Origin of the sequence: Kangiella koreensis DSM 16069, assembly GCF_000024085.1 — a bacterium.
In the GTDB taxonomy this organism is placed as follows: domain Bacteria; phylum Pseudomonadota; class Gammaproteobacteria; order Enterobacterales; family Kangiellaceae; genus Kangiella; species Kangiella koreensis.
The window spans coordinates 1237381-1261999 of the sequence record NC_013166.1 but is presented as its reverse complement, the minus strand read 5'-3'; the positions used below and the strand labels follow the sequence as shown (position 1 = coordinate 1261999).

The window sequence follows — 24619 nt, the reverse complement described above, 5'->3', positions numbered from 1 at the left end:
CGGTAAGACGTGAAATAGCCAAACAGGAAATAAACAGGTTTAACAGTCAACTTAGTGATGAAAAAACAGTTTAAGAAACTAAACTTAGAGAAATTCACAACCAAAACCCCTTGCCCTTAAAAGGCTTGTCGGGTTTTTAGACCCTATTCCTAATATTCTTGCTAGCTCTTCCTGTGTCCGCAGAAATTGAGAGTTAATAACAAATGAGACGTATGTTGATTAACGCAACCAATCATCATGAAGAGTTGCGTGTTGCGCTGGTAGATGGCCAGCGTTTGTATGATTTAGATATCGAACTAGCAGGAAGAGAACAGAAAAAAGGTAACATTTACAAAGGCAAGGTCACTCGTATCGAGCCAAGCCTTGAAGCCGCTTTTGTTGACTATGGTGCAGAACGCCATGGTTTCCTTCCGCTAAAAGAAGTTGCCCGCGAATACATGCAAAATGCCCCATCGCGCGGCCGCCCTACTATCAAAGAAGCCTTAAAAGAAGGCCAGGAAATCATTGTCCAGATTGATAAAGAAGAACGTGGTAATAAAGGCGCGGCCTTAACCACTTCGATCAGTTTGGCCGGTAGCTACCTGGTTCTTATGCCAAACAACCCTCGTGCCGGTGGTATTTCTCGTCGCATCGAAGGCGATGAGCGCACCGAACTTAAGCAAGTTATGAGCCAGCTTCCTGTACCTAATGGTATGGGCTGCATCGTTCGTACTGCAGGAATTGGCAAAAGCCTTGAAGAAATTCAGTATGATTTTAATTACCTGATTGATACCTGGAATGGTATCAAGCAAGTAGCTGGAACTCGCCCTGCTCCATTCCTGATAACCCAGGAGTCTGACGTTATCACTCGCGCCATTCGTGATTATTTACGTCCAGATATCGGTGAAATCATTATTGACCGTCCTGAAATATATGAACGCGTCAAAAGTGAGCTACAGTATCAGCGCCCAGACTTTGTCAGCAAAGTTAAACTGTATCGGGATGAGATTCCTTTATTCAATCGTTATCAGGTTGAAAGCCAGATCGAAAGCGCCTTCCAACGTGAAGTTCGCTTGCCGTCAGGCGGCTCTGTAGTGTTTGACCAGACAGAAGCACTATTATCTATCGATATTAACTCGGCACGTGCTACCAAAGGCGGTGACATCGAAGAAACTGCTTTGCATACGAATGTCGAAGCAGCAGAAGAAATCGCTCGTCAATTGCGTTTACGTGATATCGGTGGCCTGATTGTAATTGACTTTATCGATATGGGTCCTCCTCGCAATCAACGTGAAGTTGAGCGCGTTCTTAAAGATTCTGTTGCACGCGATCGTGCCCGCATTCAAATTGGCCGTATCTCACGCTTCGGTCTTCTTGAGATGTCTCGCCAACGATTACGTCCGTCACTAGAAGAGTCGAGCCAGCACGTTTGTCCTCGCTGTACTGGTTCAGGTGTTATTCGTGGTACTGACTCACTCGCTCTCTCGATCCTACGATTGATGGAAGACGAAGCTATGAAAGAGTCAACTGCTGAAGTTCAAGCAGTAGTCCCAGTGGAAGTGGCCACATTCCTATTGAACGAAAAACGACGCAAAATCGAACAGATTGAAAAGCGTCAAAAAGTTCGTTTAGTAGTGGTACCAAACCCATACCTTGAGACACCTCATTATGAAGTGCTTCGAGTTAAGGCTGGCGAAACGCTTGAAGATAGCAGTTATAGTTTAATTGGTGATGCTCCTGAAATTGAACTGGTTAGAAGTAGTAAACAACCAGCCCCTGTCAGCGATCAACCAGCGCTAAAAGGTGTAAAACCAACTTCGCCGCCACCTGCACCTAGTAAAGCAGTAAAGAAGAAAAAGCCGGGGCTATTCGCACGTCTTTGGACTTCCTTGTTTGGTGATGACGAAGACAAGAAAAAGAAAGACAAGCAATCGAAAAACAATCGCGGCAAGTATGACCGTAATACTCGCGGTCGTAATACTCGCCATCAAGGCAAAAAACGTACCAACCAGAAAGGTCGTAACCAAACCCAGGCTCAAAACAAAAACCAGCCACAAGAGCAGCGTGATGGTAAAGACAATAAGGTTCAGCAAAAGACTGGTGGCCGTCCGCAGAAGAAACAAAACGACAAGCCACAAAGAAAGCAGACTGGTCCAAAGCACGAGCAAAAGCCGGAGCAAAAACAAGAGCAGCAAAATGTTGTAGAGCAGCCGAAAACTAAACGTCCTCCACGTAAAACACGTGCAGAGCGTATGGCTGAAGCTAAACAACCTCAGCAGCCAGAACAAGGCCAACAGCCAGCTGCAAAACAGGAGCAGCAACCTCAGCAAGCTAAGAAACCTTCTGTACGCTCAGCTATTAAAGGTAAAAAAGCTCAAGAAGATTCTGTTGAGGCTAAGCCAGTTGCTAAGAAAGATAAAGCAGGTACCGATAAGCCAACTAAAGGCCAAGACCAGACAAAAACAGCTAAAGAGCGCGCCCCAAAGAGCAAAGCTCAGGCTGAAGATATTATGGTCTATAAAGCTCACAAGTCTTTAGAGCGCAGTGTTTCTGATGTCATGGGCTACAGCAAAGATAAGAAAGACGAGAAGCCTGAAGTAATCAAGGCAACTCAACAGGCAGCCAATGACGCTCAAGTTAAACAGGCACCGGAAAGTGCTTCTCCGGCAAAAGCAGAAACTTCAACTGAACGGCATGAGCCTCAAGCGACACAAACTCAGGATGAGTCAGTTGCAACCAAGCTTGATGCCGAAACTGTTGAGCCATTTGTAAACCCGGAAGTAAAATCTGAGCCAAAAACAGCTGCCAGCACTAAAACAGAAGAGCCTGCCAAAGAAGCTGAGCAAGCCAAGGAGCCAGTAGCTAAAACTGAAGTTGCTAAAAAACCGGCTAAGCCACATGAAGCAACTCACGCTTCAGCGCCAATGGCAAAAGCAGTTAATCATGACTCAGTAGTATCAGCAGACTTTGCACCGAAACCTTATCAGTTCTCTGAAACTGATGTGATTACTACTGATATTAAGGACACTAGTGACAAACACAGTAATAGCCCAGCAGCAAAGACAAGTTCACTGAACTAAACCTGTTGCTTGATTGCAATTGCTAATCAAAAAAGGAGGCTTAATTGCCTCCTTTTTTATTTCAATCTGTATAGTTATCTATTGAGATACTTATCCATTAAGGTTTCAATCGGAGCATATCCTGCTCTATGACACCTTTTCCTTTCTTGATGTAGAAAACCGCCCCATAGTCTGACTCATCTAATTGCACTTGGGTATTGGCTGGTAGAGACTGACCGGCAAAAGACACTTCAAAAGTACCGCCAAACGCCGTAACAATTGCAGGAGTTGTATTCGAATGACCAACGATGGCAACAGTCTTACCACAATATTGAGTATTAATAAGCTCAAGCAAAGCCTGATTATCGCGTGGGTCGTAAAGATGAATATCAAAATCATAACGTGCTGCGGATGGCTTTATAGTTTGCTTAGTACGTTTATAGTCCGTACTAAAACCAACGTCAACGTGAGCCATAAAGTCTGTGTCAGCTAATGCTAGCGCCATCTTATGACCGAGTTCGCTCAGATCAGGATCTTTGTGCGCTACCTCTGCTTTCTGTAGATGACGCATAACAAAGACATTATAATGATCACATTGCCCACCTTCAGTCTCAGTAGCAGGTTCGCTTGCATAGAGCGAAGCACTAAACAACAAGCTCGAAGCAAGAGTGGTTATAACAAATCTTTTCATACAGACCTCTACAAGTTATCCAGGAACGATTGGTCCAATACTTCGACGCCCAACTCCTGCGCTTTCTTTAATTTACTTCCTGCGCTTGCGCCAGCAATCAAAGCAGTTGTTTTACTAGAAACTGAACCTGAAACTTTTGCCCCTAAAGCTTCCAGTTTCGCCTTGGCTTCGGGTCGACTTATACCCTCTAAAGTGCCAGTGATAACATAAGTCTTACCTTTCAATGGTAATTCATCATCGGATTTCTTTTTGATATCAGGCCAGTTTACGCCTAAATCCTTCAACTCTTCAATCTGCTCGAGGTTCTCTACATTATCAAAGAAAGCTCGAATATGGTGTGCGACAATCGGACCAACATCTGGAACCGATTCCAGCTCCTCCTGACTGGCTTTTATAATGCCATCTAGAGTTAAAAAATGATGCGCTATATTTTTTGCGGTGACTTCGCCGACTTCTCGAATGCCTAGTGAATACAAAAATTTGGGGAGAGTGGTATTTTTACTGTGCTCTAAAGCACCAATTAAATTCTCGGCTGATTTCTCCCCCATCCGATCAAGAGCTGCAATATCGCCGGCCTTAATTCGATAAAGGTCACTGATACTTTGAACCATGCCTTTCTCAGCAAAAATCTCAACCAACTTATCGCCTAGACCGTCAATATCCATGGCTTTGCGTGAAGCAAAATGCTTTATTGCCTCTTTGCGCTGTGCTGAACATATAAGGCCTCCGGTACAACGAATAGCGGCCTCTCCTTCTGTTCTTTCAACGGGCGAATTGCACACCGGACACTGTTCTGGTGTTAAAATAATTTCGGCATTAGACGGTCGTTTTTCGAGAATGATACTAACGACTTGAGGAATAACGTCACCGGCACGACGAATAATGACAGTATCACCAATCCGTGCATCCAAACGTTTAATTTCATCCATGTTATGTAAAGTAGCATTACTGACTGTAACCCCACCAACAGAAACTGGCTCTAATCGAGCCACCGGCGTCAAAGCACCGGTACGACCGACCTGGAAATCTACGCCAATTAGCTGAGTCATTTCTTCTTGCGCAGGAAACTTATGAGCAATTGCCCAACGCGGTGCGCGAGCCACGAAACCAAGCTCTTCCTGTAGCTCAATCGAGTTAACCTTATTAACTACGCCATCAATTTCATAACCCAGCGAGTCACGCTTTTCCGATATTGACTGATGGTAAGCTAAGCATCCTTCGGCACCTTTCACTAGCTTAATTTCACTACTAACAGGTAATCCAAAAGTTTTAATCTGTTCCAATCGGTCGAAGTGAGTATTGGCAAGTTTAAAATCATCAGACACTAAACCCATTGAATAGGCATAAAAAGACAGTTGGCGTTTTGCAGTAATAGAGGGATCAAGTTGACGTAAACTTCCAGCGGCAGCATTGCGAGGATTAGCAAAGCTTTTAGCGCCCTGCTCTCGTGCTTCTTCGTTCAAGGATTCAAACACTGCCTTTGGCATAAACACTTCGCCACGAATTTCGATTCGCTCAGGAGTCTCTGTACCACGAAGTTTTAAAGGAATGGCACGAATGGTTCTAACATTAAGGGTAATGTTCTCACCCGTTGTCCCATCACCTCGAGTAGCACCGCGAACAAGCTGCCCATTTTCATACAACAAACTAACGGCTAAACCATCTAATTTTGGCTCGCACACATACTCGATATTCTCGGTTGTGTTTAAACGGTCCTGAACACGCTTATTGAAACTCACCAACTCATCGTCACTCATTGCGTTATCAAGCGACAACATTGGCAGTTCATGAGTGACTTCCTGAAAGCCATTATCAGGTTTAGCGCCAACACGCTGTGTTGGTGAATCAGAAGAAATCAACTCTGGATGCTCAGATTCTATCTGCTGAAGCTCGCGTAACAATCGGTCGTACTCAGCATCAGGAACAGAAGGATCGTCTAATACGTAATATTGATGGTTATAATTATCAAGGGTAACGCGTAGCTCGGCTACGCGTTTTTCTAATTCGGACATCTTGTGACTCATGACTCTCGTCTATGCAGAATTCTTGGGGAAATGATTGTTGCGTTGTTATTGTTTGTTCAATAACTGGCGACGTTCAAACTCACTAATTTGTTCTTTATGGTGGGTTTCAATCTGACGGCTAAAGTTACTACGGCTACCGTCTAAAATACGACCACCTAATTGTTGTGTTATCGCCTGAGCAGTTTTAACCATTAACTCATAAGCTTTCATCGGTTTTGATGGACCCGGCAAGGTCATGAATAATGCCAAACCTTTAGATGATAAATTATCAATATCATCTAAATCAAAAATGCCCGGTTCGAAAGCGTTAGCCAAACTGAATTGAACAGCACCACGCCCATTAGCTTGTGCGTGACGATGGAAAATATCCATATCGCCATGACGCATGCCTTGCTCAACAAGGGTCTGCACTAATTCAGGGCCATGATAGGGTTTATCTTGTGAGGCAACGACATACAGTGAAAATATTAAATCAGGTTCTGCTTCGACAACTGCCGATTCCTCTTCAGGCTCTTCGAATAGCGAGGTCTGCTGAGGATTATCTAATTGAGGTTCGTTTTTAACGGCGGCTTTTTGCTCGGATTCTTTTGCCGGCTCACGCTTGAAATGCTCACTAGTGAACTCAAACAGTGCATCATCTAATACTGGGACACTCTCTTCATCAATGATAGGGTCTTTATGCTCTTGTTGCTGGTTGAGAGGTTTCTTTGCTTGGGTTTGCTCGACCTGCTCTTCTGAAAGCGGCTGAGACATGGCTTCAGTTTTACTTTGAGCAACAGGCTCTGCTCGAACAGAATCCTGCTCAGACTTTTCATTCTTGCCAATGACGCGTACTTGCCCAATACCATCGGGGTCATACCCAGTGCCATCTCGGTGCTTTTCTAAGCGCTGCTCATACAGATCACGCTCTACCTTTTCTCGTCTGACTTTACTGCGACGCTTTGCATCAAAATAAATAAAGCCAATAATAATCAAGCCTACGATTATCAGTAATAAAGTGAACTGCCAGTCCATCACTTCACCTTTTGGTTAATTGTATTGTTTTGTTATGAAGCTGCTAATGCTGCAGCTTCTTCTACGTCCACTGAAACCACGCGCGAAACGCCTGGCTCACTCATAGTAACACCTAATAAATTATGTGCCATTTCCATCGCAATTTTATTGTGCGTAATAGCAATAAACTGCAACTGTTCACTCATCTCTTTAACTAGATTAGCATAACGTCCTACGTTGGCATCATCTAGCGGCGCATCAACCTCATCCAGCATACAGAAAGGCGCTGGATTCAGGCGGAAGATCGAGAATACCAGTGAAATCGCAGTCAAAGCTTTTTCACCACCCGACAACAAGTGAATGGTTGAGTTACGCTTACCCGGTGGGCGTGCCATAACTGTAACACCTGTATCGAGTAGGTTATCACCCGTAAGTTCAAGATAGGCATGCCCCCCGCCAAACACTTTTGGGAATAACTCCTGCACACCTTTATTAACTTTATCGAAAGTCTCTTTGAAGCGAGTACGAGTTTCATGATCGATTTTACGAATAGCACTTTCCAGAGTCTCCAGTGCTTCGTTCAGATCTTCATGCTGCGCATCCAGATAGGTTTTACGCTCTTCTGCAGCTTTGAACTCTTCAATAGCGGCTAAGTTAATCGCTCCAAGACGTTGAATCTTGCCAGTAATATCTTCAATGTCGCTAATCCACTGCTGCTCGTTAGCCTCTTCCGGTAACTCTTCGAGAAGTGTTTCAACATTAGCTTTAGCATCTGCCAAAATTTCAGCTTGTGTATTTTGACGAGTTTTAGCTTCTTGCCAGTCCATACGTAATTTTTCCAGGCGGGAACGGACACCCTGAGCCTGCTGCTCAGATTCATGACGACGACGCTCGAGTGAACGCATCTTATCGTCAATCTCTGACAATTTATTACGAGCCTGTTTCAGTTCTTCTTCGACTAACAGGCGCTTTTCTAAAGCCTGCTCAAGTTCAATTTGATAATCTTCAGTTGGATCTTGTTCTGAACTTAAGCGATTTTCCAGTTCAACTTTACGTGATGTTAGCTCACCAATTTGTGAGTTAACACGTTCAAAACCAGCTCGGGTTGAGTTTACTTCGGCTTTGACGGCACTGACACGAATTGCTAACTGATGTTGCTCATCTTTAACCTGGCGAGCTTGTTGACGCTTGGCTTCAAGCTGCGCACGCTTTTCTTCTCGCTCAGTGGTCATCTGTTCGCGACGTTGAGTGTCATCCGCCATGCTATCCACCATCAACTCAATCTGTTGACGGCTTTTGGCTAACAATTCCTCATCATCTTGCAACTGTTGCAGGACATCGCGTTGCTCTTTCTGCAAACGCTCCAAACGACTTTTAGCTTGCTCTAACTTAGCCTGTTGGGAACCTACTTTTGCGCGTAATTCGCTATAAGTACGGCTAGCTTGTGCTAATTGAGATTGCTTGGATTGCCATAATTGTTCCTGCTCAGAAAGCTGCTCGGCCAAACGCTCTTTGGTTTGCTCCAACTCTTCCATCAAAGCTTCTTGCTGCTCAATTTTTCCTGCCAACTCATTAAGTTCAGCTTCTCGCTCAAGAATTCCAGCGCCCTGCTCGGACTGCTTCGACACTCGAAGCCAGTTTTTACCTAACCATAAGCCATCTTGCGTAATAACCGATTCATCCTCAGCAAGCTGGCCGCGAATATCCATAGCCTGCTCTAGCGAATCAGCAACTTTAACCTTGCTTAACTGGCCGGCTAATGCATCCGCATTTTTAATTTTACTGTGCAAGGTATTAGGATGACTGCCACCTGAACCATTGCCTGAAATCAGAATCAGTTTACCGCTGGCTAGCTCAGTCAGGGTATTAGCATATTCATGATTATCATCTACAACAACAGCTTCAAGGTATTCTCCCAGTACCGTTTCAGCAGCCAATTCCCAGCCAGAATCTACCGAAATATTTTGTGCGAGGCGAGATTTACTGTCGAGACCCTGCTGCTTTAACCAGCTGACCGATTCCTCGCTTTGTCCGCCCAACGCTGCACTCTGCAAAGCTTCTAAGGAAATTTTACGCGACTCAAGACCACGCAATTCTTTTCGAGAAACTTCCAGCTTTTGGTTATGTTCACGTTGCTGCTGGCGAATCTGATTGATTTGCTCAACTGCATTGGAAACTTCTTCTTCCAATCGCTCTGATTGTTCTTCTGCCAAACTCAATTCTTTGGCAATTTCTACCAGGTCATTTTCCATTGGGCTGGATTCTTGCTGATTGATTTCAGCGCGAATATCTTCAAGACGTTTAGTGTAGCGAGCGATGTGTGATTCTAGATGCTGAATGCGCGTTTTTTCGACTTCGGTTTTCTGTGCGTTGGCGTGGGCTTGTTGGTTAAAGACATCCCAATCTTGCTGCCACAAACGCATGTCTTCTTCCATGTCCTGCAACTGTTGTTGCTGTTCTTCGACCTGCTCAGTTTTAAGCTCTAAATCTGGTTCCGTTTGCAACAGTTCGGTCATAAGCTCTTCTAGTTTTGATTCATCAAAACGTAGTTGTTCGCGCAATTTGTCCAGTGAACTTTGAACTTGTGCTTTATCTTCCAATAATTGTGACTTTTGCTGACGTGCATGCTCGATAGCTTGCTCTAAGCGTGCAATATCGGCACCGATACCATAAAAGCGCCCCTGCACTTCGCTATGCGCATCGGTTAATTCAATGTGCAATTCCCGCGACTTTTCAATTTCACTATCGGAATTTCGCTGGTCAGCAATTTTTGCTTCGACTTCAGTTTCCATCTTTTGGATAGCATCGTCCAAAGCTTCAATTTTGCTGTTAAAAGTCTGCCAACGGATCGCAGCTAGCTGAGCTTTAAGCTCACGCTCTTCGGCCTTATATTCTTTATAGCGCTGAGCAGAGGTTGCCTGACGTTTGAGATGTGACAACTGCTTGCCTAACTCATCACGCAAGTCAGTTAACCGGTCAAGATTGTCCCGGGTATGGCGAATTCGGTTTTCAGTCTCTTTGCGGCGCTCTTTATATTTAGAAATTCCTGCGGCTTCTTCGAGGAAAATTCGCAACTCATGCGGTTTAGACTCGATGAGGCGCGAGATCATGCCCTGTTCAATAATCGCATAGCTGCGTGGGCCAAGACCGGTTCCAAGGAAAATATCAGTAATATCTTTACGACGACAGCGCGTTCCGTTTAAGAAATAACTTGATTGAGCCTCACGGTTAACCATGCGCTTGACGGAAATTTCGTTATAGTTGGCAAACTCGCCTTGTACCGTGCCGTCTGAATTATCAAACACCAGCTCAATACTGGCCTGGCCGACCGGTTTACGGCCTGTAGAACCGTTGAAAATAACGTCTGTCATCGCATCACCACGAAGGTTCTTAGCGGATGACTCCCCCATTACCCAACGCACCGCGTCAATAAGGTTTGACTTACCACAACCGTTAGGCCCGACAATCGCGGTCAGGTTACTCGGCAAGGAAACCGTGGTTGGATCTACGAATGATTTAAAACCTGCTAATTTAATTTGTTTTAATCGCATCTATTTTATTCGTCTATTTTTTAGTCAAAAGCTCAAGCTGAGCATGCTAGTCAACTTGGCAAGATTTTAATTGTATGAAAGGCCCTGTTACATTTACAGGGTTATAATCTAAAGCGTTTAAGTGTAAATTATTTTAATCCAATAAGCACACAGTAAAAGTAAAAAAATCGACATGGCACAAAACACTTTTCATGGTGCCCACTATCTCGCCGACGGATTCCGCATGTTAACCCAAAAAGGGCTCAAGCGATATGTTCTGATCCCTTTAGTAATTAATTTAGTATTACTCTCTACTGCATTGATTTTATTGATTTCACAGGTTTCCGACTGGTCACAATGGGTTGAGCAGACCATCGCTAGCTGGGGAGCCTGGGAATGGCTCGGTACTGCCCTCGCCTGGCTGATGTGGCCTGTAGTCATTATTGGTGGAATTTTGTTCGTTTTCTTCTTCTTTGCCATGCTGGCAAACTGGATTGCGGCTCCATTCAATGGGCTGTTGGCCGAAGCGGTTGAAAACAGGCTGCATGTGGCGGCTGGAAATGAGGAAAAGGTACTACCAGAGCAAGGCTTCTGGACTTTAGTTAAAGATATTCCCAGGTTATTTGGTCGTGAATGGACTAAGCTAAAATACTATATCCCCCGAGCATTGATCTGCTTGCTGATACTGTTTGTGCCATTGATCGGCGCGCTTGCCTTCCCTGTTATCTGGTTCATTTTCAATGCCTGGATGATGTCAGTGCAATACGTCGACTACCCAATGGACAACCATAAAGTGCCTTTTCAGGATATGCTCAGCGCCCTTCAACAACGACGTAGTGGCACTTTCGGTTTTGGTGCAATGGTGATGTTGATGACCATGATTCCATTTATCAATCTTCTGGTCATGCCGGCCGCCGTCTGCGGTGCAACCAAGATGTGGTATGAGCATTATCGGCAAGACATGTTGGGCAATTCACCTCCAAACAAAACCAACTGATAAAAAAACGCGCCACACTGACATGTGACGCGTTTACGGGTTAAGTGGCTAGGAGACTGCCACTTGGGTGTTAAGAACCCTTATTGCTCTTGCGGCTGAGTATCAATTAACAAGCACGCTGTGGCACCGTTGAAGCTACCCCCATCGGTTTTCACAAATACACTTAGACTATCAAACTCACCTAAAACGCCATTTGTGATTCCAGAGCAAACTGATTTTGCTGCATCTGGGTCATTAGCAACTAAATTACAAGTACCTAATGGACCATTATCATGGTAAACCGTTGCAATACCACTGACAGGGTTATTACCTTGCGCCGCTTTAATCACGAAACGCTTGATAAAGGCTCCAGCTTCAAATGGTGTGATTACAGCAACCTCTTGGTGCGAACCACCTTGCTGGCCTAAACCCATGTATTTACCCTGGGTACCGATCGTTTGGTCAGTAGCAAAGCAGAGCAAGTTAGAGCCACCGCCCGCTGGGCCAGTATCACCCGTGTCACCTTTCTCACCCTGAGGACCTTGAGGACCCATTGGGCCGGTAGCGCCAGTGTCACCGGTATCGCCTTTTTCACCCTGTGGACCTTGAGGACCCATTGGACCAGACGGGCCTTGCGGACCTGTAGCACCAGTATCACCTGTGTCACCTTTAGCTCCTTGAGGGCCCATTGGACCTTGTGGGCCTGTGGCTCCGGTATCACCCGTGTCGCCTTTAGGGCCTTGCGGACCTGTAGCACCAGTATCGCCGGTGTCACCTTTAGGGCCTTGCGGACCTGTAGCACCAGTATCACCCGTGTCACCTTTAGGACCTTGCGGACCTGTAGCACCAGTATCGCCGGTGTCACCTTTAGGGCCTTGTGGGCCTGTGGCTCCGGTATCGCCGGTATCACCTTTAGGGCCTTGTGGACCTGTGGCTCCGGTATCGCCGGTATCACCTTTAGGGCCTTGTGGACCTGTGGCACCAGTTTCACCCTGTGGCCCTGCTGGACCTTGTGGGCCTGTAGCACCGGTATCACCTTGAGGACCTGCTGGACCGGTATCACCTTGAGGACCTGCTGGACCGGTATCACCTTGAGGACCTGCTGGACCGGTATCACCTTGAGGACCTGCTGGACCGGTATCACCTTGAGGACCTGCTGGACCGGTATCACCTTGAGGACCTGCTGGGCCGGCGTCACCTTGAGGACCTGCTGGGCCGGCGTCACCTTGAGGACCTGCTGGACCGGTGTCACCTTGTGGACCTGCTGGGCCAACTGCACCCAATGTAAGATCATAAAGATCGTGTTCTTCGGCAGCTCCTCTAGCCTCGCCAACAAAATCTACAAGCGTGAAGCTACCGTAAGAATCTCCAAGCACTAACGGTTCAGAACAAGAGGTATGGAGTCCAATATCCTGGGCTAAGCCCCCCTCGCTAAAGTGAACATTTAACTGATTGCCCCATTTACTTCCAGCAGCAACGAATGTCACATTTTCTCCTGGGTAAATCATTGATGGATAACTCCATTTTTCTGCATCACGATCAAAAACATTAATATTTGTCGCGCCCACTGCACCAGTCATGTCACCAGAACAGGTTGCAGTTTCTTGAGAATTAGAGCCACTACAATCAGATGGATTATATTCAAAAGTTAACGAACTTGGCTTAGTACCACATATATTCAAGCCGCCAACAGCAACCAACTTCAATAAGTAATCACCGGATGGTACTGCTGGGGTTCCATTGTTTACATAAGGCAGCTCAACAACTAGACACTGGAAGTCAGTGGGTTCTAGTGGTGGTGCGGGATTAAAAGCCATAGCATCACACGTAGATTGATCAGCACTGATCACCAAGGGATTGGGATATGTCCCAAAATAAACCTGAGGGTCTTCAAAACCAGTACCCCAAATGACCAGGTTTGTCGGGGCATCGTGTGGATAAGGTTGCACCTCATGAATTTTCGGTGCGGCATAGATTAATTGAGCTGACACTAGCAAACTGAGACCCACTAAGGGCTTGCCAAATGCCTTAAGATTAGTGTTCATGAATTTTCCCTCCATTGAACATCCATTGTTGAATAACCTCCCAAAACCCGAATGACAGACAAGCTCAGCTTATCAATCAACAGTTTTAAGAACTCAGTGAACCCAAAGTTAGTAAAGCGTCTTCGAATACCAAGAATTGACGTACTTGAGAATTTAAGGCGGTGTTACAAATCTAGGACTCTGTTGTGCAATATATTTAGGAATGTTTGAAGTGTCGAATGTCCATATTTGATACAAATTGTGGCGATTTAGCAGCTTCTAATGTTAAATTTTTTGACTTTTTTATATTTTTTTTACACCACTGAATATTGACAACATGGCTTCAGCAAAACTGGAAGCTTAGCAATGCAAATATGCATTAAGTGTTTGTTTTTATGACCAAATCAAAAAACTTCGAAAAAAGGTGCAGTGACTTCATGAGTGGTAATGGGTGATTGACAGTCGATTGCCAAAATGTCGAATATCAATACAGTGAATTGGATCATATTTTGAGAATTACCCCAGCAAATTTTACATTTAGTTTTTAACCAACAGCATAAAACCTTTTACAGTGGCTTTGTAGAAGCTGGGGACGGAGTGTATGAAAGAGGAGTCATGTAACTTTCTGTGCATTTAAAGATAAGCTCCTATACAATCGGGCCATTGGAATAAAGATACTAACACTTTGAAAAACATACTCGTTGTAGACGACAGTAAATTTTTCTGCGCATTAATTGAAAAGAAAATCACGGAAAGCCTGGACTACCAGGTTATATCTGTTGGTACCTATGCTAGTGCAGAAGCTTTACTGGATGTCCTGGATATTGAACAGATTGATGCCTGTCTGGTAGATTTTCGTTTGCCCGATGCCCCTGAAGGTGAAATTGTCCAATTAATGGCCAAAAAGCGCATCCCGACGATTGTTCTGATCAGCGATATCACCGCTGAGATTCGTAACTATATCTGGAAATTTCGTATCGTGGACTATGTTATCAAGAGCGATAATTACGTCACCGAGTACATTATCGAGACTTTGCAACGTCTACAAATCAATCCCAGCATTAAAATTGCACTAGCTGATGATTCAAAGACCAGCCTGCGCATTATGAGCACCCTGCTCAGCGTTCATAAATACCAAACCCTACAATTTAATGACCCTCTGAAACTCCTTGAACACTTAAAGCAGCACCATGATATTAAAATGGTAATCACTGATTATGATATGGAAGCCATGAATGGTTACGATCTAACCAAAAGCATTCGCCGCCTCTATAGCAAGCAGGAATTAGCGATTATTGGCATGTCTGCACGAGATGACGTGTTAATGTCTGCTAACTTTCTAAAGTTTGGCGCTGACGATTTCATCATTAAGCAATCATTTTTAGCGGAAGAGTTCTATTTGCGGGTGGCTGTTAATACCAGCCGAGTCATTGAGTATGAAAAGCTGACTACTGCCGCAACCAAAGATTATCTAACAGGCCTTAACAATCGCCGCCACTTCTACGAATTAGTTGAGGTGATGCATAACTCGGCAGTTCGACACTCCACACCTATAGCCTGTGCATTAGTAGATATCGATCACTTTAAACAGGTTAACGATACTTATGGGCATCAGGTTGGTGATGCTGTGCTTACAGAAATTGCTAAGATTCTGGAAAGCTCTGTACGAAAATCCGACGTGGTTGCTCGTTTCGGTGGCGAAGAATTCTGTATGTATATGGTAGGTATTAACCGTGAAAACTCGGAAATATTCTTTGACAAACTTCTCAAGAGAGTTGAAAACACAGCGATTGATATTGATGGTTTAGAAGTAAAAGTTACTATCAGTATTGGAGTTAACATTAATCACCATCATGTTTTAGACAGTATGATTGAAATTGCCGATCAGTGTCTCTATGAAGCTAAAGAAACTGGTCGTAACAAGGTGGTTATTACACCCGAAGAGCCTAAACCTGCAAAAGAATAACCTTTCCAGTAGCCTTCCTTGTCGTGCTCACTTTCAAACTAACTAATAGTATTGTTTCTCCAGGTCATCAACAAACTTCTGTAATCGCTTTGCAGAAATGGGAAAACGTGTTTTCTGCCCTTGAGCAAATAAGGAAATCCTGAACTCCTCAAGCATCCAGTTAAACTCATCCACTTCAAACGTTGGAATTGCTTGATCTTGCGCTAAACTTTCGCGCACATCGACCCAGTCAGAAATAACAATCAGTGATTCAGCTTCTTTGAGAGGATTTAGCTTTGCTCGCTCTATGCGCTTTTCTATCGCAGATAGATAACGTTTAAAGTCTTTAATTTTATCTGCGCCGAATCTAAAACAAAAACCAGGCTGGAATAAATAGTCGCATTGATTACCAATGTCTTTGCGCGTGCTGGCAAGAGTTTTGCCCAAACCTTTAGCCTGGGCCAATATTCTGGATCTTAATTGCAATACCTGAACGAGATCATCTAATAACTCTGTGGTTGCTGGAACCAATTCTTTTTCCATTTTTTTGGACAGTTCAGCAAAAGAGGTTTTGTCATAAGGAATATTTGTTTGGACCAGATCCTTCAAGGAAGCCATAGCTGCATCATCGATTATTTCGTCGACACTGGCTAAGGTACTAACCGACAAAGTCAATTTCTGTTTATTGTGATACTTCTTTTTGAGGTAACTGAGCAACTGTGATTTCTCAAGCGCTAATAAGCGGCAAACACCTCGGACATGGACGTTCTCTGCTTGGCGCTTATTAACCACTGCAAGTATTCTGACCTTATCGCCACCATCTTCCAGCGCATAAGTGACAGGGATTTTAGTGCCGGCTTCCTCGAACATGCCCTCTTTAATAAAAGAAGCGGGCCAATGAGTAAATGTTTCTTCTTTCTTCTTATGGCTACTTTTTGATTTTACCTTAACTTGTTTCAACTCTTGTGACTGCTCAAGAGTTCTGCCGCTAGTCAAAATCTTACCTTTATCACCAACGATTTCAAAACGCATTAAATAATGCTCTGGTAAACTCAGCTCCTGCCATGCCTCTTTGGGCAAGATTACGCCTGTCATTTTAAATAGATGCTTACTGATAATATCGATCAAGCTACCTTGTTGCTCTAACACCTGTTCATAACAGGCTTGAGAAAACTGCGGAATCGGCACAAAATTTTTGCGGAAACGTTTCGGCAGGGAACGCAACATAAACTCTATTTTTTCTTCCAGCAAACCAGGCACCAGACGCTCAAAATCTGAGTCCTTAAATTGTTGACTCAGCGACTGTGGAATCTTAACCGTCACACCATCTTGCGGATGTCCTGGCTCGAAATGATACGACAAGGGTAACTCAATCGATTTTACTTGAATGGTTTCAGGATAGAGACTGGCGTCCTGCTCCTCTGCTTTGAATAAGACATCTTTATTCAGAGTCAGTAGCTGGTTATTCTGTTTGGCATTTTTCTTAAGCCATTGGTTAAGCTGTTTAACATTGCAAATCGACTCAGGTAAGCGCTTATCAAACCATGCAATAAGATCGCGCTCGTCCGTGCGCATGTCAGCCTGTCTGGCTTTGGCAATTTCCTGCTCAACATCAAGCCATAACTGCTCATTGTCCTGTTGAAACGAATGCCTTGGCTCAAGCTCTCTACGAACCAGGCCATGCAGAATAAATAACTCTCGACACAGCTCGGGCTCAATAGACGAATAATCAACCGTCCGATTAGAAACAATCTTTAAACCCAATAAAGTTTGCTGCAATGAGGCAACTACTGCACCACGCTTTTTCTCCCAATGAGCATCAAAGTAGTGACTCTTGATCAGATGCTTACCAATTGTCTCAATCCATGGCGTTTCAATCATGGCGGTTAATCGTGCATAATTTTGCGTGGTTTCCACAATCTCAAAAGCCATTACCCACGGCGGCTGCTTTTTAAAATTCGCAGACTGAGGATGAATCATAAATCGTGTCTGGCGAGTTCCTAAATAGCCTTTTTCAATATCTTTTTGACCAATAAAGCTCAATAAGCCCGTCAACAAGATAGAATGCAGCTTGGCGTAATAGACTTTGTCGTCCGGATTAATAGGCTCAGACTGTTTTTGTGTCTGATGATGTGCTGATTTAACTAAGCTCTTTAGCTGGCGAAAGGTGCTGCGCCATTCTCGATAGGCATTGAAGTTAACCAACTCTTCCTGACAGTAACGACGAAAGGCATTATTCGACAAATCTTCCTGCTGCTTGTGCAGATGATCCCACAGGTTAATAATCGCAATAAAATCAGATTGTGGATGTTTGTATTTAGCATGTTTCTGTTGAGCTAATTCTCTTTTCTCGAATGGCCACTCGCGAGGGTCTTTAACTGATAGGAAAGCAGCCAGAATCAAGGCTTCTCGAATACAGGACTCATCTTCTGCGGCCAGTAATATACGGGCCAGTCGCGGTTCAATGGGCAGTCGCGCCATCTTGCGCCCGATATTTGTCAGCTGCTTTTTGCCGTCAACTGCTTGTAGCTCAGACAGCAAATTCAAACCATCGCTAATTTGCTTTGCCGCTGGCTCATCAATAAACGGAAAGGCTTCGATATCACCTAAGCCCAACTGTTTCATCTGCAAAATAACCGCAGCAAGATTGGTGCGCAGAATTTCCGCATCGGTAAACTCTGGACGATTTAAAAAATCTTCCTCTTCATAGAGACGAATGCAAACACCGTCAGCAACACGACCACAGCGACCCTTTCGTTGATTAGCACTAGCCTGAGAAATTTTCTCAATCGGCAAGCGTTGAATTTTATTGCGTACCGAATAACGACTTATACGCGCAAAGCCCGGATCAATAACAAATCGTATGCCCGGAACCGTTACCGAAGTCTCGGCAACATTGGTGGACAAAATAATTCGTCGCTTGCCGCCAGACGGATGAAATATCTTTTCCTGCTCGCGCATGGATAAGCGCGCATAAAGCGGCAACACTTCACAGCCCTCAAAGCGCTCCTTACGCAGGAACTTTGCGGTTTCCCGAATTTCTGCCTCTCCAGACAAGAAGATCAGAATATCGCCGGGAGCAAAGCTCATCAATTCATCGAGAGCATGCCCAATGCGCTCAACTTGTGGGCTGGGATTTTCTTCATCATCAGGGCGGTACCAGACATCAACCGGATAGGTTCTCCCGCTAATTTCTAGAATCGGCGCAGGCTTGCCGTCAATAGCAAAGTGTTTGGAAAATCGCTCCACATCAATGGTTGCCGAAGTAATGATGACTTTAAGATCGGGCCGCTTAGGTAAAATGTTTCTGATGTAACCGAGCAAAAAATCAATGTTTAGACTTCGTTCATGAGCCTCATCAATAATTATCGTATCGTATTGGCGCAACAAGGGATCATGAGTGATTTCATTAAGCAGAATACCATCGGTCATGACCCGCACAGGTGTTACTGCACTGGATTGATCATTAAAGCGAATGCTATAGCCGACGAGTTCTCCCAGCTCAGATTTCAACTCTTCGGCAATTCGTCGTGCGACGCTGGTGGCAGCCACACGTCTCGGCTGGGTGTGGCCAATTTTGCCATAAACACCTAAACCTAGCTGCAGACAGATTTTCGGTAACTGTGTGGTTTTGCCCGAACCGGTTTCACCCGCAATTACCACCACCTGATTCTCTTCGATCGCTTTTCGAACATCATCGCGTGCCTGACACACAGGCAAGGCCATATCGAACTCAATATCGCCTGGGATTAGCTTCTTGCGTTGCTCGACAATCTTTTTAGAGTCTTGAAGAATTTGTTCGGCTTTGCTGATCAGCTTACTGACGGGCTGATTACTTTTTTGTCGCTTGGTGATAATGGACTTTAGTTTATTCAACTCAAATTGATCCACAAGCTGACATTGAGTCACCTGTTCAGTGATCAGAGTTTGAATCGAAGGCTTGTTAGTAGAAGACTTATCAGAGGCAGGCTTTTTAGAAACAGTTGGTTGTTTTGGCATAAACGACGATAAACACTCAGCAAACAGTCATAGCTTAAATAAACAGGCTCCTGCTAATGACCGAATGATATCGATAACTAACAGGAGCTTGAATAAACGATGTCGCTATTGTCGCTTAAATTACAGACTATGACAATTTCCAGAACTCATGTGGCGCGCGAACTTCACCGAGATATTTTGCGACAGGCTTATAGAAGTCTTTATCTTCCCAGTAACCGGTGTGACAGGCTGGATTCCAGGAAGTTGCGGCGCTACCGACGTTGATTTCAATATCTTCATCAACCGCCTGGTTATAGTCTTCGCTGACGTTTTTCAGTGGATAGGCCACTACGTCATCTTTGTCATAGAAGTTAAGCCACTTAGCGCGATCTTGCAGACCTTCTTCTAGAGCCTTGCCTACTTTCGGCATTGGACCATGGAAATCATCATGATGCGCAGAGTAAACACCTAGCGGACTAGCAAAAGTAACAATTCCGGCTAACGTCTGGAAGCTCTCAAAAGGACTCAAATCTGCACCATCGTTTGCTAAATCGTGAATATAGTCAGACATCATCACTGAACCAAACGAGTGAGCCATAAGCACTAAAGGCGTTGAATCGGTGTCGACATGGCGATGAGTCGCAAACTTGGCCATGCTCTCTTTAATTCGACCATGGATCGCTTCGTAAAGACCGCTGTCGCTACCTTTGCGATAACTCAGGCCAAGACGCATAAAGTCCACAAACATGTTGCGAACACCCTTGTAGGTCAGCTCATCGCGATAATCTAACTGCTTAAGTAGTTCACCGTGCTCGTCTTTAACCAAATCGCCCCAGTAAATCTCATGGAATAACAAATCGTCTTCCATACGGTTTTCAGGATCACCCTTCAGATATTCCTGAACAATTCGGTGTTTCAATTCAATAGAGAAAAATTCCTTCTCAGAACCAATCCCGTGGATAATAGCTACAGCTAAACGCTTCATTTCCCGCTCCTCGATTTATCTTTATATTTTGTTCACGCCTATATTGTTACAACTGCTCTTTCAGTTCAAGTAGTTACAAACTTTGAAACAAAAAAATCACACTAGTAAAACTGGTACGATGTGTTATTCTAGTTGCAATAAATTGCCATTAATCGATGCCGATTCTGGTATCGAAATAAACAAGTCAAAAAGGTAGGTTTTTCCATGAATTTGCTTATCCTCACGTTAGTCCTGATTGTCGCACTGGCCATCACGCTATACCACCGATTAAGCCTGCTGGTAACAACGTTAACTCTGGCAGCCATATTGGTGCTTTATAGCCTTCAAGTTTCAATTCCTTATGTACATTGGGTTATCTTCCTTGCCATCACTATCCCTTTGAACCTCAAGCCAATTCGCAAAATCATTTCCAGCAAGTTGTTGAAAGTGTTCAAAGGCATCATGCCAACTATTTCCGACACCGAGCAAGAAGCGCTGGACGCTGGTACTGTGTGGTGGGAAGCGGAGGTTTTTGGTGGAAAGCCAAACTGGAAGCGCCTGCACGATGTGCCCCCGGCCAAGTTATCTGAGGAAGAGCAAGCCTATCTTAATGGCCCAGTTGAAGAACTGTGCAAAATGATTGATGACTGGACCATTTCTGAATATGACCGTGATATGCCACCTAAAATGTGGGAATACATCAAAAAGAACGGCTTCTTCAGCTTTATCATCCCTAAAGAATATGGTGGCTTGGGTTTCTCGTCTTATGCCCAGTCGCAAGTCTTAACCAAGATCAATTCCTGTAGTGCCACTGTCGGCAGTATCGTTTCAGTGCCTAATTCATTGGGCCCTGCTGAATTATTGCTGCATTACGGTACCGATGAGCAAAAGAAACATTATTTACCACGCCTGGCCAGTGGCGAAGAAGTGCCCTGCTTTGCATTGACCGCAGTAGAAGCAGGCTCCGATGCCGGTGCGATTCCTGATAAAGGCATCATCTGCAAAGGCGACTGGAACGGGGAAGAAGTATTAGGCATGCGCCTGACCTGGAACAAGCGTTACATTACGCTTGCACCTGTCGCTACCCTGCTCGGCCTGGCTTTTAAACTCTATGATCCTGATGGTCTGCTCGGTGAAGAAGAAGATTTAGGCATTACCTGCGCCCTGATTCCAACTGACACCCCAGGGGTAAACTTTGGCCGTCGCCATCATCCTATCAGCACGCCATTCCAAAATGGCCCAACAACCGGTAACGATGTGTTTGTACCGCTAGACTATATTATTGGTGGCGCGAAGAATGCTGGTATCGGCTGGCGCATGCTGGTTGATTGCCTGTCAGCTGGTCGTGCGATCTCATTGCCATCTGGCGCAACCGGTGGCTCTAAGGCAGTTGCCTATACCACTGGCGCTTATGCCCGCATCCGTAAGCAATTTAAAGTTCCCGTTGGTTACATGGAAGGCGTGATGGAAGCGCTAGCACGCATTGCCGGTAAGACCTATCTGATCGATGCGGTACGTACCTTCACTGCAGCTGGCATTGATACCGGCGAAAAGCCATCGGTAGCTTCAGCCATCGTAAAATGCCACACCACCAACATGTCACGTGAAATTGCCACAGACGGCATGGACGTGCATGGCGGTAAAGCCATCATCATGGGACCGAAAAACTACATGGCCAAAGCGTATCAAAGCGCTCCCATTTCGATCACCGTTGAAGGTGCGAACATCCTGACTCGTAGCCTGATCATTTATGGCCAAGGCTCGATCCGCTGCCATCCTTATGTATTAAAAGAAATTGCTGCCACGCAAAACCCAAACACCAAGCAGGCCATTAAAGATTTTGATAAAGCCTTATTTGCTCACGTAGGTTTTGCCGCCAGTAATAAGATTCGAACTTTCTGGCTTGGCTTAACCAGCAGTCGTCTGGTATTCAAACCGAAATCGGACTTTACTGGACGTTATTACCAACAGCTGACTCGCTTCTCCAGTACCCTGGCATTTTTGTCTGACGTCACTATGGGTGTGCTCGGCGGTGAACTCAAACGTCGTGAAATGATCTCAGGTCGCCTAGGCGATATGTTGAGTTACATGTACATCGCCTCCTCGGTCCTGAAGTTCTATGAAGACAAAGGCCGCCCTGCCCATGACCGTGAGATCGTGCAATGGTCACTCGACTTCTGTCTGCATCAAACTCAAATGGCAGCTGATGGTGTTCTGCGAAACTTCCCAATCGGCTGGTTAGGCAAAGCCTTGCGCTTGGTGGTATTCCCATTAGGCATGCCAGTATCGGCACCATCCGACAAACTGCAACGCAAAGTCGCGCGTCAACTGCAAGAAGCAGGCCCAATGCGCGAAGAACTGACCCACGGTATGTTCAAAACAGAGTCTGAGTTCAACAACGCAGCCAAAGTTGATCGTGCGCTGCGCCTACAGCTTCAGATTGAACCATTAGTGAAGAAAATCGCCTCCGCATTATCGGTCAAACCGGAAAATCACCAGGTTGTTATCTTCGCTGAACAAGCCAAAAACGATGACCTCATTACCGACGATGAGTACAACTTGATCATTGAGGCTGAGAAAGCGCGCCTCGACATCATCAACGTTGACGACTTCGAACCAGAAGAAATGGTGCACGAGAAAGTTTAAACCTGTAACACCCCTTGCAATACCCCAAAGGCGTCCAGTAGGACGCCTTTTTTTTGTACATAAAAATCAAACCTTTTGTAGCAAATAGAAAATTCTCTTAAGTAGGGGCGCAGGGTCTGCCCCGTTGGGTGCCTGTGTGTGAGCCCAATGGCTTTAACCATCATATACAAACGGGCAGACACGCAGGTCTGCCCCTCCTTAACAAACCACCAACACCCATTTGCATTAAAGCCCAAAAAAGGCCAAACTGAATGCGCTTAAATTTTGAGGGGGTCTTTATGAAGTTTATTGTCAGTCTATTACTAGCAGGATTTTCACTATCTCTTTTCGCGCAGGACGCCCAACAGGTTATTTCTGATAAGGCTGATGCCATCGAGCCAAAAGTCATCGAATGGCGTCGTCACCTTCACCAGAATCCAGAACTTAGCAATCGTGAATTCGAAACCAGCAAATATATTGAACAGCATTTACGTGATCTAGGCCTTGAGATTCAGACCGGCGTAGCCCACACCGGCATCGTAGCCATACTCAAAGGTGGCAAGCCTGGCCCGGTAGTCGCTTTGCGCGCCGATATGGACGCCCTTCCCATTAAAGAGCGCAACGACTTACCCTTTAAATCTACCGCCATTGGCGAATACATGGGTAATGAAGTCCCTGTAATGCACGCCTGTGGCCATGATACTCATGTCGCTATGTTGATGGGCGTCGCTGAAATTCTAACAGGCATGAAAGACGAGATTCCCGGCACCGTAAAATTCTTATTCCAACCAGCAGAAGAAGGCTCGCCTCCCGGTGAAGAAGGTGGCGCGGAATTGATGGTTAAAGAAAATGCGCTGAAAAATCCAGATGTAGACGTTATCTTTGGTCTGCACATCTGGGCCGGAATTAATATTGGTGAAATCGGTATTAAATCCGAAGGTTTAATGGCCAGCGTCGACGACTTTAAAATTACCATCAAAGGTAAAGGGGCTCACGGCTCGACACCTTGGTTATCCGTCGACCCAGTAGTCACCGCCGCGCAAATCGTTAATAGCCTGCAAACTATCGTAAGTCGCAGCATGCCACTTACCCAGCAAGCTTCAGTCGTCAGCGTTGGCGCTATTCATGGTGGCGTTCGCTCCAACATCATTCCTGAAGAAGTGGAAATGCTTGGCACCATACGCGCGCTTGATGAAAATGATCGTAAAAATATCGCTAAGCAAGTTCGCGAAAAAGCAGAATTAATTGCTAAAAGCATGGGCGCCACCGCAGTGGTTGAAGTTCCCTACTCTAGCTCACTGCCAGTTACTTACAATGACCCTGGCTTAACAGCAGCCATGATGCCCACTCTTGAAAACGTTATTGGCAAAGACAAGATCCACATCGTCAATCCAGTCACCGGTGCTGAAGACTTTTCCATCTTCGCTAATGAAGTACCCGGCATGTTCTTCTTCCTTGGTGGCAAACCAATTGATACACCACTCAGTGAAGTGGGACCGCATCACACCGCAGATTTCTATGTAGATGAGGCAGGCATGAAAACTGGCGTTAAAGCATTATCACAACTAGCGCTTGATTATCTGAACAAATATCAAGATGCACATTAACCGTTAACAACTTCAATAAAAAAAGGTGCGTTGAGACGCACCTTTTTTATTACTTTGTTCTTAAAGTTTGGGGTAATAGCTAGCTAACCCTAAAGTAAAAGAGCAGATCCTGAATCAAGTTCAGGATGACACACCTTTTATGATCGAATTCAGTCAAGCAATATACCCTTACTCTATGTTTCCGATTGCCTAATAAAAATGAAATATGAAGTAACTGAATAACT

At 45.0% G+C, this 24619-nt stretch carries 12 protein-coding genes; 5 read left to right on the top strand and 7 right to left on the bottom strand.

What is annotated here, in order from left to right; translation table 11 throughout:
• The first annotated feature begins 203 nt into the window (after positions 1-203).
• Positions 204-3059, top strand: a complete 2856-nt coding sequence (gene rne, locus KKOR_RS05885) for a ribonuclease E (RefSeq protein ID WP_012801102.1) — start codon at positions 204-206, stop codon at positions 3057-3059.
• Between the two features lie 97 nt (positions 3060-3156).
• Here the strand turns inward: rne and KKOR_RS05880 are convergent, their stop codons facing one another.
• The 4 genes from KKOR_RS05880 to smc are packed head-to-tail and all read right to left on the bottom strand — an operon-like array spanning position 3157 to position 10297.
• Positions 3157-3729: a phosphoglycerate mutase family protein gene (locus KKOR_RS05880; protein WP_012801101.1), complete on the bottom strand. Its 573-nt coding sequence runs from the start codon at positions 3727-3729 to the stop codon at positions 3157-3159.
• An 8-nt stretch (positions 3730-3737) separates the two neighbouring features.
• Entirely contained in the window at positions 3738-5741 is a 2004-nt protein-coding gene (gene ligA / locus KKOR_RS05875; protein ID WP_012801100.1) for an NAD-dependent DNA ligase LigA, read from the bottom strand.
• 57 nt (positions 5742-5798) lie between these two features.
• Positions 5799-6767, bottom strand: a complete 969-nt coding sequence (gene zipA / locus KKOR_RS05870; protein WP_012801099.1) for a cell division protein ZipA — start codon at positions 6765-6767, stop codon at positions 5799-5801.
• A gap of 32 nt (positions 6768-6799) precedes the next feature.
• Positions 6800-10297, bottom strand: coding sequence for a chromosome segregation protein SMC (gene smc / locus KKOR_RS05865; protein WP_012801098.1), 3498 nt, complete (start codon positions 10295-10297; stop codon positions 6800-6802).
• 172 nt (positions 10298-10469) lie between these two features.
• Between smc and cysZ the strand changes: the two genes are divergently transcribed.
• Positions 10470-11273 (top strand): sulfate transporter CysZ, encoded by an 804-nt coding sequence (cysZ, locus tag KKOR_RS05860; RefSeq protein ID WP_012801097.1) that lies wholly within the window; start codon positions 10470-10472, stop codon positions 11271-11273.
• Between the two features lie 80 nt (positions 11274-11353).
• On the opposite strand, the gene KKOR_RS13725 is transcribed toward cysZ, so the two are convergent.
• The gene (locus tag KKOR_RS13725; protein ID WP_012801096.1) at positions 11354-13297 is read right to left on the bottom strand and encodes a collagen-like protein; all 1944 of its coding nucleotides are present in this window, start codon (positions 13295-13297) and stop codon (positions 11354-11356) included.
• A gap of 664 nt (positions 13298-13961) precedes the next feature.
• Here KKOR_RS13725 and KKOR_RS05850 point away from each other — a divergent pair.
• Positions 13962-15242 (top strand): GGDEF domain-containing response regulator, encoded by a 1281-nt coding sequence (locus KKOR_RS05850; RefSeq protein ID WP_012801095.1) that lies wholly within the window; start codon positions 13962-13964, stop codon positions 15240-15242.
• Positions 15243-15284: 42 nt separating this feature from the next.
• Here the strand turns inward: KKOR_RS05850 and hrpA are convergent, their stop codons facing one another.
• Together hrpA and KKOR_RS05840 are read right to left on the bottom strand one after the other, a co-directional pair.
• Positions 15285-19220 carry an ATP-dependent RNA helicase HrpA gene (gene hrpA / locus KKOR_RS05845; protein ID WP_012801094.1) on the bottom strand — a complete coding sequence of 1312 codons (3936 nt, stop codon included), beginning with the start codon at positions 19218-19220 and terminating at the stop codon, positions 15285-15287.
• Positions 19221-19347: 127 nt separating this feature from the next.
• Entirely contained in the window at positions 19348-20184 is an 837-nt protein-coding gene (locus tag KKOR_RS05840) for a hypothetical protein (RefSeq protein ID WP_012801093.1), read from the bottom strand.
• Between the two features lie 204 nt (positions 20185-20388).
• Between KKOR_RS05840 and KKOR_RS05835 the strand changes: the two genes are divergently transcribed.
• Together KKOR_RS05835 and KKOR_RS05830 are read left to right on the top strand one after the other, a co-directional pair.
• Positions 20389-22809: an acyl-CoA dehydrogenase gene (locus KKOR_RS05835; RefSeq protein WP_012801092.1), complete on the top strand. Its 2421-nt coding sequence runs from the start codon at positions 20389-20391 to the stop codon at positions 22807-22809.
• A 278-nt stretch (positions 22810-23087) separates the two neighbouring features.
• Positions 23088-24395: an amidohydrolase gene (locus KKOR_RS05830; protein ID WP_041296020.1), complete on the top strand. Its 1308-nt coding sequence runs from the start codon at positions 23088-23090 to the stop codon at positions 24393-24395.
• Positions 24396-24619 lie beyond the last annotated feature (224 nt).